The organism is Maribacter sp. ACAM166, assembly GCF_005771495.1.
Classification (GTDB): domain Bacteria; phylum Bacteroidota; class Bacteroidia; order Flavobacteriales; family Flavobacteriaceae; genus Maribacter.
The window spans coordinates 1-20,181 of sequence record NZ_VAUW01000041.1 but is presented as its reverse complement, the minus strand read 5'-3'; the positions used below and the strand labels follow the sequence as shown (position 1 = coordinate 20,181).

The window sequence follows — 20,181 nt, the reverse complement described above, 5'->3', positions numbered from 1 at the left end:
ATATCAACACATTCTAGATTGTTACTTAGATAGAGCGGTTTTAAAATTTAGCAAGCATAAGTATATCTTAGATAAGAACATGAACCTCAACCTTATGAAGCATACCATCATCTTTTAAAGGAAAAATAGTTCCTTTCCCCTGTTCATTTTGCATTTTCCACCACGAATTCTCAATATCCCTTTCCTGATATATAATAATATTATAAGTGGATGTTCCGTAACGATACGTGATGGTAACTGAAGGCCATTCTTCAGGATAGCAGGGTGTAAATTTAAGTTTGTCCACAAGGATTTCCATGCCAAGAAGTGAACCAATGATGAATTGATTCATCCAACCTGAGGAACCTGTATACCAAGTCCATCCGCCACGACCACGATGCGTTTCATTGGCGTAAACATCTGCAGCCATAACATAAGGCTCTACTTTATAAATTTCTACATCCTCTGGATTTAAGGCATGATTAATGGGTTGTATCATACTAAAGAGTTCGTAGGCTGTCTTGCGGTCGCCAAGGGCTGCAAAAGCCATGAGAGTCCAGATGGCTGCATGGGAATATTGCCCACCATTTTCCCTTACACCAGGTACATAACCTTTAATATATCCTGGATTCATATCAGATTTATCAAACGGTGGATTAAGAAGTTGAATAATCTTTATGTCTCTCTTAACCAAGTGTTTATTTAAGGAATCCATGGCGCTATTTCTTCTTTCTTCTGGCGCAGCATTTGTCAAGACAGACCAACTTTGGGAAATGGCATCAATACGGCATTCTTCATTTACTTTAGAACCCAGAGGTGTTCCGTCATCGAACCAGGCACGCTTATACCATTCACCATCCCAAGCAGAATTCTCAATATTGGACTGTAATTGAAGCGCCTCTTCTTTACAGGTGGTTGCAAATTCGGTATCACCATAATTGATAGCTACTTTCTCAAAATTGGAAAGAATATCAAAAAGGAAAAATGCCAGCCAAACGCTTTCTCCTTTGCCTTCATTTCCTACCTGATCCATTCCGTCATTCCAGTCTCCTGAACCCATTAACGGTAAACCGTGTTCTCCAAAACGAAGACTATGCTTGAGGGCTAGACGACAATGGTGGTAAAGATTAGCACTTGAACTTCCAATCATTGGTAAATCATACAGGGACTCTTCTCCTTCATTTAAAAGTCTTGATTCTAAAAATCTAGTTTGCTCTTTCAGTATCTCCAAGTCACCAGTAGCATTCAAATATCTATATACCACAAATGGGAGCCATAAAAGATCATCAGAACACTTAGTACGTACACCCCTTCCTTCTGGTGGATGCCACCAATGCTGAACATCACCTTCTTTAAACTGGCGGGAAGCATTTATAAGTATTTGTTCTCGGGCAAATTCAGGTTTATTGTGCAATAATGACAGAACATCCTGAATTTGGTCTCTAAAACCAAAGGCGCCACCAGATTGATAGAATCCACTTCGGGCGAACAATCTGGAAGCTATAGTTTGATAGGTAAGCCATCCATTGGCCAAAAGATTTAATGACTCATCTGGCGTCTTAACCTGCACTGTACTTACTATCTCATTCCAATATTTCCTTACTTGATTAAAAGATTGAATAATTGTATTCAGCTCTGAAAAGGTCTGAGTGAGTTTAACAGCTGAGGCGGTATCTTCACCACTACCAATCAGAAAAGCAATCTCCCGTTCTTCTCCTGCCAACAAAGAAAATTTCCCTTGCAAACCAGCGCAAGTGTCATGCCCAGCACCAATTCTTCCTTTCAAATCTAGGCGGTACATAACTTGGGGATTTGAAAGACTTCTATTTCTGCCAATAAACTTAGACCGGTCAGTGGTATAGCTATACTCGCTCGTCCCAATCATTTTAAAAAATGCCACCCGACTGGCGAAGGCATCATTGTATCTGTTACGAAAGAGCAAGACTCCATTTTGGGTATCATTTTCTGAAAGTACATGCATATTGGTTTTATATCGGACATTGCCTAAAATAATTTCCAGATATCCAGTACAGGACAATTTTCGTAACCGTTCTGTTTTATTTTTTATTTTAAGTACTACAAATTTTATTGGTGCTTCTTGGTCTACAAAAACTGTCATTTCAGAAGATATGCCGTTCTCTATATGTTCATAACCTGTATAACCAAAGCCATGCGTAGTGACATAATTCGTTTCACCTTTTACGGGAAAAGGTGCGGGTGACCAAAACAACCCATTTTCTTCATCACGCAGATAAAAAGCTTCACCACTCCTGTCCATCACTGGATCATTATGCCATGGCGTAATGCGATATTCATGCGCATTTACTGCCCAGGTATAGGATGAGCCAGTTTCTGAAACGACTGTTCCGATTATAGGATTTGCAATGATGTTCACCCAAGGTGCTGGAGTAGTTGCTTCATTATTAGTTAGTATCTTATATTCTTTTCCATCTGCCGTAAAACCTCCTGTACCATTATAGTATTTAAGGTTTGATGGCATCATCACATTCTCTATAGCTATATCTGAAGAAGATATGGATGTAACTTCTAATACTTGGGATGAAACTTTTGTTCTATAACGCCCTGATATTTGCTCCGATAAGGAGCCTTTTGTGTCGGTGATTATTATTTTGGCAACACTTTCAAACAAGATGCGATCCTCCGAGGAAATTTGATCGGTTGATTTTACGTATATTTTCCCAAGCACGTGACTAGTTAATGTATTAACGACAGAAATCATTCCTAATATCTGATCCTGTAATTCATGCCGGTATGAGCCGTGACCTTCATTCCAAATTACTAGATCTACTGTTAATCCTTTTAATTGCCAATATCCATGCGCCTTAATCATTTGCGCAACTAAATCTAGATTATCTAACTTGAAAATTTGTAACAATACAATAGGAAGGTCGCCCGAAACGGAATGACTCCAAAGTTCGGACTGGCCTCTGAAATTGCTTTTAATCACTGCTTCATTAGCGCGCAATGCAGGATTTGAATAAATAACTGATGCAGCTAACTTTCCAAATAATTGTGCGTCTGCTTCCGTTGCGTTGAGTTGTTTTAACAATACCTGACTATGCGTCCAAGAAAGATCTAGAGCGCGCTTTTTAAGATTCTCATCTCTGTATTTATGCATCAGTGCTTCACTCGCTGCCCGACTATCAGAAATACCATATATTAAATCAATAGTTGCAGTGCTATTTGGCTTAATGATGATACAGTATTTGGTAGACATTACGGGATCTAAAACTGCCCCCTGATTACCAGCTAACCTCCCAGCATCTAATGCCTTGGGGTTTTCTAAGGTTCTTCCCCTGCCAATAAATTGCATCCGATCTGTTTCAAATGAAACCTCTTCCACTTGCGCTCCATAGGAATTCATTAAATGGAAAAAATGGGGAGGCAATTCATCTTTTGATCTGGGTCTTCTTGTACCAAATATAGCGTTGTATTCTGGCTGTATCTCTGTTTGAACAAAAAGGTTACTAAATGCGGGATGTGCTTCGTCAGAAGCTTGGGTTGCCAGAACAAGCTCTGTATAACTGGTAACTTCTATAACTTTTGAAACTTCTGACCGGTTGGTAATTTTGATTTTTCTAATTTCTACATCGTCTTCAGGTGAAACCACAATTTGGGTAGTGGTTTCAAAACCAAAATCTCGTCTGCAAAACTCGATTGTTCCCAGCGAAAATATAGCCTCATAATTTTTGGAAGGCTTCAGGGTGGGATGGTAGGTATTAGACCAAAAATTACCACTATTGACATCTTTTATATAACAAAAGATTCCATAATTATCCTTTACTACGTCTTCCCGCCATCTGGTTACAGCTAAATTTTTCCAGCGACTATATCCTCCTCCCGAATTGGTTACCATTACATGATAATTTCCATTACTAAGGAGTTGTAATTCAGGTATGTGCGTATTTGGAGTATTTATAATTCTTAGTTGTTCATCTGTTTCAGTAGTATGTATATCAGTAACATCAGCGGTGTGTGCATAAAAAATGAATTTCTTTGGAATACGCTCCTGCAATAGTAAAAGGGTCGCTTGAAACCGCAATTCAGCGGCAAATCGATTTTGCATGGGCTTGTTTAATAAAACATAAGCAAAGGATAAAAAACCCATCCCTTGGTGATGCGCCATAAAGGAGTTGATGAGTACATGGTTTTTACCACGAGGTACTCGCGTTTTGGTATAATCAATGGCTTCGAAAAAGCCAAATTCTCCCTCAAACCCTTCTTCTGATAAACGTATTAAATTAGATGTTGCTTTTTTTGGTGCTACCATTAAAGCCAGCATACTAGCGTAAGGTGCTATAACTAAGTCAGCCTCTAATCCACGTTTTAATCCTAATCCTGGTACCCCGAAAGCTTGATATTGATAATTGAGACTGGCATCCACACTATTGTAACCAGATTCTGAAATGCCCCAAAGTACATCGCGTTTTTCTGCATATGCTATTTGCCGTTTTACCATCGCAATGTTAGTAGCATGCAATAACGTATTTTCATAAGTTGGCATTACCAATTGTGGCATCAGATACTCAAACATCGAACCACTCCATGATAGTAGAACAGGTCCATCTTTCGAATCGGTAAGTAAACGACCTAAAGAGAACCAGCTTTCTTGAGGTAACCTTCCTTGTGCAATACCTACAAAAACAACCATCCTAGCTTCAGAAGCAAGCATATCATAAAAGCTATCATCCCTTCTCAACTCATCCACGTTATAACCTATCGAAAGATGATTAGTGTATTTGTCCAGTAAAAAATCATAATCCACAATAGTCAATTGCTCTAATTGTTCCCCTAATTCCTCTAAATAGTTGAGTTCTTCTGAAATAAGATCGGTTCTGCTTTTTATGGCAGTTTCAACTTTTACAAGCCATTTAAGCTCATTTTTATCAATTACTTCTTTTTTGTTTAAATCAATCTGCTGTCTCAACTCAATATTTGTTTCCCGTAGGGAGAGAAGAGAATGATTAAAATCTAATGTTGATAGATTGGTAAATGATTCGGGAATGGGTAATAGATTCAGCCAGGGAATTTGTCTGTATAAATCTTCACTAATGTTTTGAACTTGATGCTTTAATTTAAGCATCCATTTTCCGGTTTCTGTATGTTCATCAAATCCTTTTATTAGGTCGCTGAAAGCCAAAATATTGTCCATATTTCTTTTAATTACTGACAAGGAATTGTGTCGGTCACTATTGGCCATAATCAGCACACGCTCTATGCTTTCTATGCGCTCATCTTTTTCGTCTTTCAGCAAATCTTGTATGATCCCTATGGTGGAGTGAAGACCATTATAGCTTTCAGCATTGAAAATGGGATTAGATTTGAACGCTAATATGCCTTGTCGCAAAATAAGGAGATGCCCCACCAAGTTTCCGCTATCTACTGTAGATACATAGGCTGGTGTTAAGATTGATAGGTCTCGGGTATCATACCAATTGTAAAAATGCCCCTTATAGCGTTCCATTTTATGTAATGTTTTGAGCGTATTACTAGTTCTCAAAAGCATTTCTTTCATGGTAATATAGCCAAAATCATACGCTGTAAGGTTCGCCAATAAAGAGAGGCCGATATTAGTAGGCGATGTACGGTGGGCGATTACCGGATTTGGGTGCTGTTGGAAATTATCAGGTGGAAGCCAGTTTTCTCCTTCATTCACAAACTGTACAAAGAAGCTCCATGTTTTTCTGGCCGATTTATGAAGAAAATCCTTTTGTGTCAGGGTAAGGTCGAGCGATTCTTCTTTTTCTGTTCTACTTAACCTCCAGGTAATATAGGGTGAAACAAACCATAAAATAAGAATAGGAATAGAGGTAAAAAATGCGGGTGAATTCGAGAATACAAATAATAAAAGACAAAGAAAAGCCAATACAGGACCTATCCACATCCTTAGGTAAATGCTCCAAATACTGTTTTTTGATTGACGGAAAGCATCGGTAGACGGCGTCCATTCCAAAAGTTTTTTATTACTTACCAGCATTCTCCAGGTGGTTCTAATGATAGCATCTGTAAAACGGTAAGTTTCATATGGTAATACAGCTATTCCAAAGACAAAACGCAATAACACTTCCTTGACAGAACTACCTACTTCAGAAATATGGGCATTAAAATCTAAATCATCTGGAGGGCGAATCAGTTTTAAAAATGCCGCCGCCATTACTGGTAGTAAAATAATAATGGTAACGGCAAGGGTCCAAAACCAAGGTTTGGGTAAAACGGACCAGCCAAAGATAAATATTGATAAAAGAGAAATGGGCAACAAGCTTCTGCGCAGATTGTCAATAATTTTCCATCGGGATAAGAGAGAAAGTTTGTTGCGGACTCTATTCCCATATTTATTTCTTGCAAATGGCAATAGCCACGCAGCTATTTGCCAATCTCCCCTTATCCAGCGATGCTGGCGTTTTATATCCGATTCATAATTCGAAGGATTGTTTTCATATAATACAACATCGCTTAGTAAACCAGAGCGAATATAACACCCCTCTAAGAGATCATGGCTTAGGATACGGTTTTCAGGGAAACGATTGCCCAAAACTTTTTCAAATATATCCACATCATAGATACCTTTCCCTATAAACGAGCCTTCTTCAAAAATATCTTGATAGACATCAGAAGATGCTCGGGTGTAAGGGTCTATGCCTTTCATATCCCCTTGCAAACGCAAATAAAGTGAAGTTTTGTTTTTAGGAAAATCTGAGGCTACTCTTGGTTGTAAAATTCCATAACCTTGCACCACCCTATTTTTTATTTCATCATATACTGCCCAGTTTAAGGGATGTGCCATGGTAGCTATTAATTTCCAAGCTGCTTCCCTTGGCAGTTGAGTATCTGAATCTAGAGTGATTATATATTTTATATTTTTTAGAACTCCGAAGTCTCCAACAATTCGGCTAAAATTCTTTTTATCATCATCTCTTAGCAGTGTATTTAAGGCAGATAGTTTCCCTCTTTTTCGTTCATATCCCATCCATTTACCTTCTTCTGGATTCCATTTTCTTGGTCGATGAAAAAGGTAAAAGATATCAGGCTGTCCAGATTGATTGTGTTTCTTGTTTAATTGTTGAATTCTTTCACTCATTAAATCAAGCAAGGAAAGGTCATTCGGTTTTGTTTCTGAATCTGCATCCGTAAAATCGGTTAATAAACTAAAATGTAAATTTTTTCCCCGATTTGCTAAAAAGTGAATTTCAAGGGTTTCCACATTCTCTTCAATGTCATTTTCGCTCGAAAGCATTGTTGGTATGGTAACAAGCGTTCGGTATTTAATTGGGATGCCTTTTGAAAAATCCAGTCTAGGTAAAATTTTGGGTTTTATCCAAATAGTTACTAGCCAGTTAGAGAAAGAAATAGACAAATGAGCTGCACCTGCTATACATAACAGAACTACCAGTATAAGAAATTGCCAGTTAAAATCTCCATACTTAAAAGCTACGGAAAACATCCCGAAAGCAATGGTCAAGGTAAGAATGGTGATGAAAGAAATGTAAATAAAAACCGGTTCTTTTTTTATGAAACTGGTCAGACTCTGTCTTATATTAAAACGCATCTGTGAAGCTTCCTTTAATTGGTTAAAGCCTTTACCTATAAGGTAATATCCTACATGTTGTTTTCTGTAATGAGCTTCATCCTCTAGATCATATTTTTTTGTTAATTCAATAGTTTTCTCTGCAATCTCAGTCTCAGAATGTGGGCTGTAAGCTGCAATGGTCTCAATTACATGCCTGTATCTGTCCCGTGTTGCAAAATCTAATTTAGGATACGTACCTGTTATATCTCTTCGTAATACGCGCTCAACTATACTTGAGGCTTCTACGAATTTGCGCCAGTCAGTAGAACCTATAAATCGTAGTGTGCCAATGCTGTTTTTAACCGACACTTGATCTGCAGCCTGTTTTTGGTTTTCTTCCCTCACTAGGTCAGTGCCAGCTATACCCTCCTTAGATAATTGTTGCTCCAACCAGTCTAACGGTAAATTAAAGACAGGGCCTTTTCCCTGTAATTTACGAGTGAATCTTGCTACAAACGGACTATTTAAAATAGGCTTGGATCCGGCCATATTTGCGATAGTCAACACCAGATCAGCAGGTTCTTTTTTTATTGTTTCTATCATTTGATCGCTCCAATAATCTGCTATGTTATTGTCAATCATATCAAGTGCTGTTTTTTCAGCGATCCTTCTAAGGTTTTCAATGACAGCGAGTTTCATCATGATGGGAATAGCCCATAATTCTCCAAGTGTTAGAATTTTTTCTGATTGATAGGCTAACATACAAGCAGTTAAGCCATATAAGTCAACGCGACCATCACTATGTGCTATTATCTCAAGAGCGATGTCATAAACGCGAGGCATACCGTTAGAGTTACCATTTGACAGATAAGGCAAGCCTTCACTATATTTTTTTGGTAAGTGTTTTTTAGCCGTTACAATTTGTTCTTCAATTAAATAAAAATTGTCCAACAACCATTCTGCTGCAGGTGTTATAGCCTGACCAGATTGGATACTTTCCACTAGTAGGTTTCGTACTTCCACCAAAATTTTATGATTGTCATCTAATCTTTTTAAAAGCTTATCCTTACGTTTGCCTTCAAGTACTATATGAGATCGCGCGACTATAACCGCATGGGTTTTCATTTGATTTAAAGTGTACAATTCTGAGCGTATAGGATCTGCTACGGTCGTATTAGAAAAGGAATTGCCCTTTTGAAAATAGTCACGCATTCGAGATAGCATTTCGAAAACTGTAGTGTTTTTTACCTTCATATTCAAATTGTAATGATTTGCTGAATAAAAATAAATGATAATAATATTTCCTAGCAACCTTTAAATGGGTTTGGAAGGTGCAGGTGTTATACTGCTAAACATTTCCTTAGTAGGTATTGATATTATTCTTTCTAAAAGCTTTAGCGTGGCAATTCACCAATGATGCATAATGGATGTTGTACCAATCTTTTAGTTTATACTATTTCAAAAGTAATTCTATCACAAGTTTTGTAAAATGACGCAGGTCAGTATTGTGTTATTATTTTGATTACTGACCTAGGTCATTTAATATGGTTTGTAGTACCTCTATTTTTGAATCTTATTAATAATTAAATAAATTAAACTATGTCTGTATTAAAAGTGATAGAAGTGCTAGGAAACTCAACAGTAAGTTTTGATGACGCAGTTAAAAATGTGGTTACAGAAGCCTCTAAAACTGTAAAAAATATTAAATCTGTTTATGTAAAAGATATGCAGGCAACAGTTGAAAAAAATGAGCTTGTTGAATATAGAGTAACCACCAAAGTATGTTTTGGTATTATGGATTAGTACTGTTTTAAAAGTTATTTATGAAGTGGATTCTTGGAAGGGAAATTGTCGAGTAGCATATTAACAAGACATTTAAAAAACGATATTATGGACTTTTATAACGACAATTATTGGGGAATGCACTTTGTTTGGTGGATAATTTGGATTCTCGTTGTAATCTGGATTTTTGTTTCACCTTATGGCGGGAAAAAGGCGGCTGACAAATATATTCCGTTTGACGGTCAAACCCCATTGGACATTCTAAAAAAAAGATATGCCCTAGGCGATATTACCAAAGAAGCGTATTTGGAAGCGAAAGAAACAATCGATTCAAAAAAATAATTAAGAAGAAGTGAAAGTAAAAATCCATTAAGGCAGGTCGTTGGTAATTTATTGAAAGATAATTTTTTTGATTAGCTGAAGTCTATCGTTGTTTAAGTTTCTAATAAAAAATTTGATTCATATAATCATAAATTCACGCTGTGTTTCTTATATATACCTACGAAGTATAACGATCATCCTTTTTTAAAGCCTCAAATCCAGCAATAACATCAAAAAGCTCTTCATCTATAGTGCTTTGTCTAAGGCGGTTGTAACCTCTTTTTAATTCATCTAACATCTCATCTATATTTTTTTCTGCACGCCCCATTGCTTCCAGTCTGCTTGCATTTTCTGAAGCCAAAGACTCCGCAATAGCCTTGTATAAGGAAACGAAAAGATATTCTCTAATTAGAATCCTCAAAGTACTTTCAGTGCCTCCAATAACCTGAGGAACATTTTGCGAAGGCCATTCCATATTTGTTATCTCGTTTTCCCATTTCTTATTGGGAGGAAATAGCTGCTGCCCTTCTTGGAGATAATTTGGCACTTGTGAGGGTGCATTGTGAAAAATATGAAAACTGTAAAAATGGTTTTTTTCTCGATATTCTTCACTTTTAATTAATAGCTCGTTCACTAAAGGGGTGATTGCAGAAACCGAACTGGGAACACTAAAGCACCTAGTAGGAGACAAACCTGCATCTAGAAGCAATAAATAAACTCTTTCTCCAACTGCCCAGATTTCTTGTTCCCCATGAATTTCTTTTAGTATGTTTTGTGCATATAAGCTTATTGCTTCATTAAACCTTCCAGCCAAACCCTGATCTGACCCAAAGATGACAATGACGGATAGTGATTTTCTTTCATTATGCTTTTTTGATACAAGTGAAATTCCTTCCTTTTTAAAACAGGCATGTATTCCAAGGGAAATAGTGCGATAATAATCCTGTAAAGAATGAACCGCCATTTCGTATTGGGTAATATTAGAAGTTGCCATGGCCTTCATGGTACGAACCACCGATGCCAAATCGCCCGCACTTTGTTTTCTTCTTTGTAAATTGATTAAAGTATCACTCATCTTTAGCTGGTTTGGTACTATCCGTAATTGATTGAAGTGCTTCCTTTGCCAAGTTTACAAGGATGGTTTCATCACTATCTGTCAATGGTTCTGATGCAGAAATCCGTCGAAAAACATCTTCAGGGAATTGGGACGATTTCTTTCGAATAAGGGTTTCTGCTTTTGTTATATCATCTAGAGCTACAGTGTCTAGAACACCATACATTAGCGCAAGTAATACCAATAGTTGTTCTGGCACGGAAACCGGCTCTCTCTCAGCTTGTTTTAAAACCATTCGTATTCTTTTGCCACGCTCGATTGTTTTCTGCGTATCCTCATCTAAACGGGTGCCGAAGCGTGCAAATGTTTCTAATTCATCAGATTGGGCATAAGCCAGTTTTAAATTCCCAGAAATTTTTTGATATGCCTTCAGCTGTGCTTTTCCTCCAACCCGAGAAACAGATTTTCCGATATCTACTGCTGGAAGCAAACCTAATTCAAACAATTTTGGTGATAAATATATCTGCCCATCGGTAATCGAAATTACATTTGTGGGTATATAAGCGGAGATATCCTGCGCTTGCGTTTCTATAATAGGTAAGGCAGTCAAGGAACCACCACCTAATTTTTTATTTAAATGGGTAGCTCTTTCCAGCAGCCTAGAATGAATATAGAAAATATCGCCAGGAAATGCTTCCCTGCCTGGTGGCCTACGCAATAAAAGTGAAAGTTCACGGTAGGCTCTTGCGTGTTTGGTTAAATCGTCATAGACAATTAACACATCGCGTCCTTCCTCCATAAAATACTCTGCAACACTTGTGGCAGCATAAGGCGTTAAATATTGAAGACCTGGCGAACTATTACCCTCCGAAAACACAACAACAGTATAACCCATGGCACCCTTTTCTCTAAGCTCTGAAATCACTTTGGCAACTGCTGCTGTGCGCTGCCCGATTGCACAGTAAACACACAACACATTTTTATCGTGTTGATTGAGAATAGTGTCAATAGCAATGGAAGTTTTTCCCGTTTGTCGGTCACCCATAATCAATTCTCGTTGTCCACGACCAATAGGAATTATTGCATCGATCACTTTAATTCCAGTTTGTAAAGGTGCGTTGACTGCTTCGCGATCCATTATAGGTGGTGCAGGTCGTTCTAGAGGAAATCGTTTTTTAAATGTTACTGGACCTTTGTCATCCATAGGATTTCCAAGTGAATCGATAACACGACCAATAAGTCCCTCGCCTACAGGAATATCTGCAACTCTATGGGTTCTTAAAACGATATCTCCAGCTTTAATTTGATCGTTCCTGCCCAAAAGAACTACACCGATTTCGTCTTCATCTAGGTTAAAAGCCATACCGTATAAATGGTTTGGAAACTCTAAAAGCTCTTCAAAACCTGTTCCCGGTAAACCCGTTACAGTGGCAATTCCAGCAGATACATTTTTTACAACGCCGACCTCGCGAAATTTAATTACGGGATCATAACTTTGCCGGCTTTGGCTTATCTCCAAAAACGTATCACCTACTATTTGATCTATATCGATTGATTCCATTATATATCTACATTGTAATACTATCCCTACTTAATGAATCCAGATAGGATTCAATATTCCATGACATTTGGTGACTTGCTGTTTCAATCTCAATACCACTCAATAATTCTGCTTCAAGCTTGTAGTTAAAATCCAATTGTTTTTCAGCGAATTGTCCAATCGCTTTTTCGAGTTTCTGTTTAGAACTTGCCGATAAGTCAAATACACTTTTAATGGCAACTGGATTGTGTTTGTCATTGAGAGCGTGTATAAATTTTGATTTTTCCACTTCGGTCAAATTGTCAATTTTTTTTATAAAAACATGTATAACCTGATCTTCAAGATTGGCATTGGCAAGATCAGAAAGTGTTTTTCCGACAATGGCAAAAACTTCATCTTTTGTTTTACGTTTAAGACTATCTGTTAATTCTTGTTTTCTTTGCTTAAATGAATTTTCGAATTTTGAACGCAGTGCGTTCGATTCGTTTCGTACTTTTTTAAATAGACGTTCTTTCTCAGAATTTACATCTTCTTGGGCTAAATTCATTTTGGCTGTACGTTCTTTATCAAAATCTTCATTTTTTTGACGGAACAAATCTTTATCTTTTTTCGCCTCAGCCTTTCTCATCGCAGCATCCTCAAGTCGCGCTTCAATCTTCTTTTTCCTTTCATCAACAGCCTTCAATACCGGCTTGTATAAAAACCGTTTCAAGAGCCAGACCAGAATGAGAAAATTGACTATTTGTGCTATTACTGTAAACCAGTTGATTTCCATTATAAATTATTATTACGCTATGAAATGATTCCAGAACGGATTTGCAAAAATTAGGATCATTGAAAGCACAAAACAGTAAATAGCCGTCGATTCAATCATTGCCAAACCCACAAATAATGTTCTTGTAATAGTTGGGGAGGCATCGGGTTGTTGAGCAATAGATTCCAATGCTTTTGAAACTGATCTTCCCTCGCCTATTGCTGGCATCATAGTACCAATACCTGTTGTAAAACCTGCGGTAATGATTGAGACCATTGCGATAATAGTTACGTTATCCATATTTTTATATTTAATAATTATACTTTAAAATCAATTCTATTATTCTTTTCTTATTACCTGTATTTTAAATTTGTTTTTCATTTACTTCAAGCGGAATCTCTTTATGTTTTTTCCTTTGAGTGTCTTCTGTGGCAGCTGCTATATAAACCGTCGCTAAGATTGCAAAAATATAAGCCTGTATCATCCCAGTTAGCATGCCCAATGCACTCATAACCATTGGAAAGAAAAAAGGAACAATAGAAATTAAGACGGTAGCAATCAAACCACCACTCATTATGTTCCCAAATAGTCTAACAGCTAAGGCAAGAGTTCTGGATATCTCGCTAATAATATTGAATGGAAGCATAATGATATTAGGCTGTAAATAAGAATGTAGGTACCTTTTAAGTCCTCCCTCAGCAATTCCAAAAAAAGGAACTGCGATAAACACAGATATAGCAAGTGCCGCTGTGGTGGAAAGCGACCCGGTTGGCGCCTCATACCAAGGCAGTATTATCAATAAATTTGAAACTGCAATGAAAAGAAACAAGGTTCCGATAAAGCCCATATATTTATCAGGTTTGCTTAATCCCACTTCTTTTATTTGATTACGAATCATCAATACCAACATCTCTAAAACATTTTGCCAACGGGATGTCTCAATATCTGATTTTAATTTTCGAGTAATAAGCCACGCACCAAATACAAGTAGAAACATTAAAGCCCATGTAGTGACAATGGTAAGATTTATAGTAATAAACCCATACTCCCAAAAAACCATTTGATCTGGACTAACTCTCATCGCTCACACCTTTTATGAATCTTGTTTTTGTCTGCCCATCTTTTTTAGTGATGTGAACAATTACAATTCTCGCTATTAAAAAACCTACGAGGCAAGCAAGCATTTTTTGCCAGCTGTCCGACCCCACATAATAAAATCCCATCAAAACAATTCCCATTCTTAAAATTAAACTACCCATAAATATAAGAGCAGGTCTCTTTGAGTCTAAACCTTTACGGACTGTAAACCAAAGTCCTCCAAAAAATATGATGCCTAGCGCAATCCCGGCGAACATAGCTGGTAGTAGATTTATAATTTCATTCGTTTTCATCTTCGTTTTTTTTATGAATCTCCATATTTTCTTTTTGAATCCATTTCCATGCTATCACACAACCAATCATCAATCCTGCGACCAAGAGGCTAAGCGTCCATGAGAAATTTTCTTTATAATTTTTATCAAGCCAGATTCCTAAAGCTGCACCCAAAATGGTGGGTAATGCGATGGACCACCCTATTATACCAAATAATCCCAATCCAGACCATACGCTTTTTGTTTCACGCTGTGCCTGCAATTTTCTTTCTTCCTTATCGCCGACTATCTTCTCAAAAGACTTATTTGTATGTATTTTATCCTTTTTCACATTTATTTTCTCAATTTTTGAAAACTACGCAGAAAGCCAGTTTCTAGCTTTGCCATAACAATACGAGCACTTACTTCTTGTTCATCCAATTCTACCATTTCTTTTTCCACCTTTGCCTTTAGTTTTCCGAGAGGTGCGTTACCGATAGCATTACGAACTGATATTGAAACTTGCTCTCCAGCTTTTATCAAAATACCTTCGTTCACAGCAATATATTTTTCACCTTCACTTTCCGTTTCATATAACAAAATTCCTGTAACCAAAGCCGCTGTACAATCTAGTCGTCGTGGTAAAATCCCATAAGAGCCAGCTGTTGTTTCCGCAACAATTCTTTTCACGTTTTTTATATCGGCAAAAACGCCATAGGGAAGTAGAATCTTAAGATGCATTAAAGTTGTGCTCATCACTATTTGCTTTTTTTTAAATTTATATGTCAACTGCGTCTAATACTAACCTGAAGCTTTCAATTTGCTTTTTAAACTTGTGGTAAAATGCATCCTTGAAATTTCATTTTCTATACGATAACTTCTTCTTTCTTCTTGACTTCATCAATGGTCCCAATCATATAGAAATCACTTTCTGGATGATCATTAAATTCATCATTCAATATTCTTTCGCAACCATTCAATGCGTCTTTAAGACTCACATTTTTCCCCTTGTATTGGGTAAACTGTTCTGTTGTATAAAAAGGTTGCGTAAGAAATCGCTCGAGTCTGCGTGACCGTTTCACTGTTTTTTGATCCTCAAGTGATAGCTGCTCCAAGCCAAGCATTGCGATAATATCTTTTAATTCTTCATATTGCGCCAATGTCTGTCGAATTTTCTGTGCAATATTATAGTGCCTTTCCCCAATGACAATAGGTGTAGCCATTTTAGAACCAGATTGCAATAGATCGATTGCTGGATACATACCTTCACTCGCTCTTTTTCTTGACAAGGTTATCGTTGCCGACAAATGAGAAAAAGTATGCACTGCCGCAGGATCTGTTAAGTCATCCGCAGGCACATATACTGCCTGAATAGAGGTTATCGCTCCTGTTTTTGTGTTCGAAATCCGTTCCTCCAATTGTGATAGCTCTGTACTCATTGTTGGCTGATACCCTAGTCTGGATGGCATTTGACCCAGTAAACCAGAGACTTCCATTCCTGCTTGAATAAAGCGGAAAACATTGTCTATCAATAACAACACATCTTTATGCTCATCATCGCGAAAATACTCTGCCATGGTCAATGCTGCATGTCCCACGCCAAAACGAGTACCAGGAAGTTCATTCATTTGACCGAAAATCATAACCATATCCTTTAGCACACCCGCCTCTTTCATCTCCTGATAAAGTTCGAGGCCTTCTCGGCTTCGTTCGCCAATGCCACAAAACATACTGACGCCTTGATGATTTTTAACCATATTGTGGATTAGCTCTGTCAATAAAACCGTTTTACCAACTCCCGCACCTCCAAATAAACCTGCCTTACCACCACGTTCTAGAGGAAGCAAAACATCAATGGCTTTAATACCTGTTTCAAATACTTGAGACGTTGTTGCACGTTGGGTTAATGGTGGCGGTTGATTATGAATGCTACGCCATTCCATTTTTTTAGGTAATACAAAATCATCTAATGTATTCCCAAAAACATCAAACATATGTCCCAGCGTTTCTGGGCCAACAGGTACTTTTAAATGCTCATAATTCGACTCAGCTTTCATCCCTCTTGATAAACCTTGGGTTGGCGTTAATGCAACACATCTAACGTGTTTCTTGTCGAGTTGCATATGGACTTCCAAAATGATGTCCATAGCCTTCCCTGTTTTTACAACCATATTAATAGTAGGAAGGTTTTTCTCAAAATTCAGATCAACTACGCTACCACGTACAGCCACCACATAGCCTATACTTTTTGGTTGAGATATCATTTTGTTTTCCATTGGGTACTAGTTGTTGAAATTTAATAGCCCTACAAGAATGCTAAAATTTGATATATGTAGTAGCATTGCCAGCTTATTCATAATGCTCTCTAATACTTCAAATTAAATATTACAGAATGTAAATATATTGATGCTTAGATGTATAGTAAATGACGTAGGTCATTAACACATTAATCAATGGGTTCTTTTAGTATAAAAGTTTTGGGAATCTATAAGTGTAACCCTATTAAAATATGATAAAGTATAGATGTATAATGTGAAATGGAATTAAGATGCTTGCTTTAAAAGTATAAAGTTTTTTTCTAAAAATCTAAAAATATTATTTTTAAGGTCAGCATATATTTCTCTTTTTGCTTCTAATCGATTTCTCAACTGATAATGTCTTCTGGATAAGTCTGCATTCAATATAGGGTTGTCTGCCTCAATGTGTACCGATATCTGAGAATCATATTTTTGAATAGTTTCTAGCAAATTTTCCATAACACCGCCATGAAATATAAATTGCTTTTGAAAATGCCTTATTTGAGCAAGCTCTTCTTTATTTGTCTAGCGTGTTACAAGTTTACTCAACCTACTGTTGAAAGAATTTAATTCGGTTTTTCAAAGCGCAATTTCTCCTTTCCACTGTTTTGACCCCTATAAAACAAGAGTAATCTTTTAAATTTCGAGTAACTATTCAGTATGTAATTTTTGCGTTCTTCGCCTCTTGGATAGTAGGGAAGGTTATCCAGTTCCTTGAATTCGGTTTTTATCTTTGAAGTAATTTTATCTAATTCCTTCGCTTCCTTCGCCCAATAGATAATGTTGAGATGACCCCGAATGACCCGTGAATTGTCATCGGCATTAATCTGGTCAAGGATGTGTTGAATTTTCCCGAGCACCACTTTGTTCTGTGAACCAAAATTGGAGCTTTTGTTCAGTTCTTCTATCTTCTTATCGAGCAGCTTGCGCCACTTTTGTTTGTCATCCAAATACAAAATCTGATTGACGATATGGTTTTCGTTAAGCGTAAGCCCTAGGCCATCAATAAACCCTTGATGAAATACAAAATCGTCAGAAGTGAATTTCTCATTGGTCTTGCTACTCTGTACACTTTCGCCAAAGCACTGTTCGCTATTGATGGCAAGGGCATCAAAATGGTTTTCGCCAATAGTGACGCTTTTTTTATCCAGTAAAATATCGGTATCGAAACCCTCATTGAAACCATTGAAATAGGTCTCTGTAAGACCGATAATTTCTTTTTCATTTAATGGTCTGAGAGATACTCTCCGGCTATTGTTGATAAAGGAAACAGAATCGCTTACCAAGTTGGCGAAGCTTTTAATAGTATCATCCAGTTCTTGTACAATTCCTTTTAAGACCTTTCGGAAGGGATTACTATATTTCGGATTGTTGAGAGCTTTGTTCTTGGTCAGGATGAAGAACAGATAACACGTGTGCTCAATATGTTCACGCCCTTTAAAATGTTCATGTGTTGCTTTTTCCAAAAAAGTTGTATTCGGAAGATGTTCTGAAGAATAGAATTTTTTAAGGTAGATATCCTGTTTGTGGACTACAGTTCCGACAGGCAAGGATTTTAGAGACTGAAACCAGGCATCGTGTAGTTCCTCAAAGTCCTTTTCGGATAGGGAGTAGATTTCCGGTAGGATCCCTTCATAGCACAAGACCACATTGCCATTATTGGCAAACACCATATTATCCTGAATATCCGCAATAGGTTGATATGCCGAAAGGTTAATCTTGTCCATAATCGAGGCCCGAATTTCTTTTGTTACTAATAATTTTCGGGAAGGCGTTGGCCATCTGAAAAAGTTGTGGATTGTTGGTTACGTGCGTCAAGGCGACATATAAAGCTGCATTGAAAATGAATATGCCTACTATGACTCCGAAGCTCAAAGAAAATATGATGACCAAGAGCGAAGCAATTATGGAAACCATCATCAAGGCAAATAGGGAAATAGGCAGTCCAAAAATGACCGCCCTTTTTCTGATATTTTTATAGACCTCGAACTTTTTCATAGAACACTTTTTTAAAATGGCCGCTTAGACTACGATTCCGATTAGGTACGTGAATATGCCTACCACTGCACCAGCAATCAAAACAAATACAAGAACCCTTGTAATCCCTTTTTTGAGGTCTGAGTTTTCGCCGAAGAAGTGTCCAGCATTGAATAGGAAACCAATAAGGAAGATGACCCCAAGAATGATAGGGAAAATGGTTCGGACAGTATTTGAAACATCAAGGACCGAATCTTCAATGCCACCAATTTGAGCAAAAAGTGAAGTGGATAGCAGCGAGAGAAATGTTGCCAAATAGAGTGATTTTTTCATAACGTAAAAGTTTAGATTTTTGATTCATTTTCGTTAGGGGAAATTTACATATATTTGTTTGTAAATAATTGAAAATCAAGTAATTGTGAATAAAATATTATTTGGTTTCGTTTGGTTTCCGTTGCTATTAATTGACATCAAATTTTATGGATTATTGAAACCAAGCTGTTAATAACCTCAAAATTGAAAATGAAAAAAAGTGCTCAAAAACGTCATTTTTGTCTTTTTACTGCTGCAACTATGCATCATTTTTGGACAGGAAACTGCAACGCAAAAAAGAATAATTATTGACGTCGGGCACGGCGGAAATGATTCGGGTGCCATCGGTATGAATGGCATCAAGGAAAAAGATATTGTACTGGCTATCGCTTTGGAAATTTTAAGCCTTAACGAACAGTCAAAATTGCCACTAGATATCTATTTGACGAGATATAGCGATACGCTTATTTCTTTATCGGACAGAACGAAGTTGGCCAAGGCTTTAAATGTAGATTTGTTTGTTTCGTTGCATTGTAATCATTCGGACAATCCAAACGCAAGAGGTATTGAAGTGTATGTTGGCAATACTGAATCTAAATATTCAAACAAATCTATTTGGTTTGCTTTTCAGTTACAGGCTGAATTCGGAAAGAAATTGGGCTTTGAAAGTAGGGGAGTGAAGTTTGCGAATTTTCAGGTGCTTCGAGAAACTGATGGTTTTTGTCCTTCTGTTCTCTTGGAATTGGGGTTTTTGAGTAATCGGGATGAAAATGAATATTATCAAAGTTCGTCGAATTTTGAGGTCTTGGCTTTGGTTATGTTGGAATGTTTAATACAAAATAGAAATGGTTATGAAAGAGCTGGAGATTGAAGTAATGAAGATTATAAAAAGCATTATAATCGAAATGTGGAAGACTCTTTACAAAAAGCGGATTTTGTAAAGAGTTTTGGTTTTTCGAAGTATGTTCTAGGAAGTTTAATTGCAATCTTGGACCCTTATCCAAAAGGTGTAATGTAAAGAGTTTTGGTTTTTCGAAGTATGTTCTAGGAAGTTTAATTGCAATCTTGGACCCTTATCCAAAAGGTGTAATGTAAAGAGTTGTGAAAAATTGCACTTTTTAAAATTTTACTTGTACATAATATCCTATAAACATAATGTTCCAATAGCGTCCTAAACGATTAAAAAAGAGAAAGGGAATTCTGTTCCTCAAAGTTACCTTTGTGGTGCACTCAAAACCACACCTTTCTCTTATGTTAAATATAACCTTGTTTTCCCAAATCATCTCGA

16 protein-coding genes and 1 pseudogene are annotated in these 20,181 nt (G+C 37.1%); 3 read left to right on the top strand and 14 right to left on the bottom strand.

Annotated features, from left to right (window positions below):
* Positions 1 to 67: 67 nt before the first annotated feature.
* Positions 68 to 8,761, bottom strand: a complete 8,694-nt coding sequence (locus ES765_RS18460) for a GH36-type glycosyl hydrolase domain-containing protein (protein ID WP_138115825.1) — start codon at positions 8,759 to 8,761, stop codon at positions 68 to 70.
* Positions 8,762 to 9,106: 345 nt separating this feature from the next.
* On the opposite strand from ES765_RS18460, the gene ES765_RS18455 reads away from it, so the two are divergent.
* Both ES765_RS18455 and ES765_RS18450 read left to right on the top strand, forming a co-directional pair.
* Entirely contained in the window at positions 9,107 to 9,310 is a 204-nt protein-coding gene (locus ES765_RS18455) for a dodecin family protein (RefSeq protein ID WP_138115824.1), read from the top strand.
* Between the two features lie 87 nt (positions 9,311 to 9,397).
* On the top strand, positions 9,398 to 9,631 hold the full coding sequence (locus ES765_RS18450) for an SHOCT domain-containing protein (RefSeq protein WP_138115823.1): 234 nt from the start codon (positions 9,398 to 9,400) through the stop codon (positions 9,629 to 9,631).
* A 157-nt stretch (positions 9,632 to 9,788) separates the two neighbouring features.
* Here the strand turns inward: ES765_RS18450 and ES765_RS18445 are convergent, their stop codons facing one another.
* From ES765_RS18445 to ES765_RS18385, 13 genes and pseudogenes are all read right to left on the bottom strand, one after another.
* Positions 9,789 to 10,685, bottom strand: coding sequence for a F0F1 ATP synthase subunit gamma (locus ES765_RS18445; protein ID WP_138115822.1), 897 nt, complete (start codon positions 10,683 to 10,685; stop codon positions 9,789 to 9,791).
* Positions 10,678 to 12,225 carry an alternate F1F0 ATPase, F1 subunit alpha gene (locus tag ES765_RS18440; protein WP_138115821.1) on the bottom strand — a complete coding sequence of 516 codons (1,548 nt, stop codon included), beginning with the start codon at positions 12,223 to 12,225 and terminating at the stop codon, positions 10,678 to 10,680. The genes ES765_RS18445 and ES765_RS18440 overlap by 8 nt, the downstream gene beginning before the upstream one ends.
* A gap of 7 nt (positions 12,226 to 12,232) precedes the next feature.
* On the bottom strand, positions 12,233 to 12,979 hold the full coding sequence (locus tag ES765_RS18435) for a F0F1 ATP synthase subunit B (RefSeq protein ID WP_138115820.1): 747 nt from the start codon (positions 12,977 to 12,979) through the stop codon (positions 12,233 to 12,235).
* A 12-nt stretch (positions 12,980 to 12,991) separates the two neighbouring features.
* Complete coding sequence (locus ES765_RS18430; RefSeq protein ID WP_138115819.1) at positions 12,992 to 13,258, bottom strand: F0F1 ATP synthase subunit C; 267 nt, start codon at positions 13,256 to 13,258, stop codon at positions 12,992 to 12,994.
* 64 nt (positions 13,259 to 13,322) lie between these two features.
* A complete protein-coding gene (locus ES765_RS18425) occupies positions 13,323 to 14,039 on the bottom strand; it encodes a F0F1 ATP synthase subunit A (protein WP_138115818.1) in 717 nt (238 codons plus the stop codon).
* Entirely contained in the window at positions 14,029 to 14,349 is a 321-nt protein-coding gene (locus ES765_RS18420) for an ATP synthase subunit I (protein WP_138115817.1), read from the bottom strand. Before ES765_RS18420 ends, ES765_RS18425 begins: the two co-directional genes overlap by 11 nt.
* On the bottom strand, positions 14,336 to 14,659 hold the full coding sequence (locus ES765_RS18415; RefSeq protein WP_249356576.1) for an AtpZ/AtpI family protein: 324 nt from the start codon (positions 14,657 to 14,659) through the stop codon (positions 14,336 to 14,338). The genes ES765_RS18420 and ES765_RS18415 overlap by 14 nt, the downstream gene beginning before the upstream one ends.
* A 2-nt stretch (positions 14,660 to 14,661) precedes the next feature.
* Positions 14,662 to 15,063 (bottom strand): F0F1 ATP synthase subunit epsilon, encoded by a 402-nt coding sequence (locus ES765_RS18410; RefSeq protein ID WP_138115815.1) that lies wholly within the window; start codon positions 15,061 to 15,063, stop codon positions 14,662 to 14,664.
* Positions 15,064 to 15,173: 110 nt separating this feature from the next.
* On the bottom strand, positions 15,174 to 16,571 hold the full coding sequence (atpD, locus tag ES765_RS18405; RefSeq protein WP_212744267.1) for a F0F1 ATP synthase subunit beta: 1,398 nt from the start codon (positions 16,569 to 16,571) through the stop codon (positions 15,174 to 15,176).
* A 279-nt stretch (positions 16,572 to 16,850) separates the two neighbouring features.
* Entirely contained in the window at positions 16,851 to 17,063 is a 213-nt protein-coding gene (locus tag ES765_RS18400) for a hypothetical protein (protein ID WP_138115813.1), read from the bottom strand.
* A 179-nt stretch (positions 17,064 to 17,242) separates the two neighbouring features.
* Positions 17,243 to 18,331, bottom strand: a pseudogene (locus ES765_RS18395) (TraG family conjugative transposon ATPase); the annotation flags it as partial.
* The gene (locus ES765_RS18390) at positions 18,318 to 18,602 is read right to left on the bottom strand and encodes a hypothetical protein (protein ID WP_138115812.1); all 285 of its coding nucleotides are present in this window, start codon (positions 18,600 to 18,602) and stop codon (positions 18,318 to 18,320) included. The gene ES765_RS18390 and the pseudogene ES765_RS18395, both read right to left, overlap by 14 nt.
* 24 nt (positions 18,603 to 18,626) lie before the next feature.
* Positions 18,627 to 18,914, bottom strand: coding sequence for a hypothetical protein (locus ES765_RS18385; RefSeq protein WP_138115811.1), 288 nt, complete (start codon positions 18,912 to 18,914; stop codon positions 18,627 to 18,629).
* Positions 18,915 to 19,113: 199 nt separating this feature from the next.
* Between ES765_RS18385 and ES765_RS18380 the strand changes: the two genes are divergently transcribed.
* A complete protein-coding gene (locus ES765_RS18380) occupies positions 19,114 to 19,764 on the top strand; it encodes an N-acetylmuramoyl-L-alanine amidase (protein ID WP_138115810.1) in 651 nt (216 codons plus the stop codon).
* Positions 19,765 to 20,181: the final 417 nt, after the last annotated feature.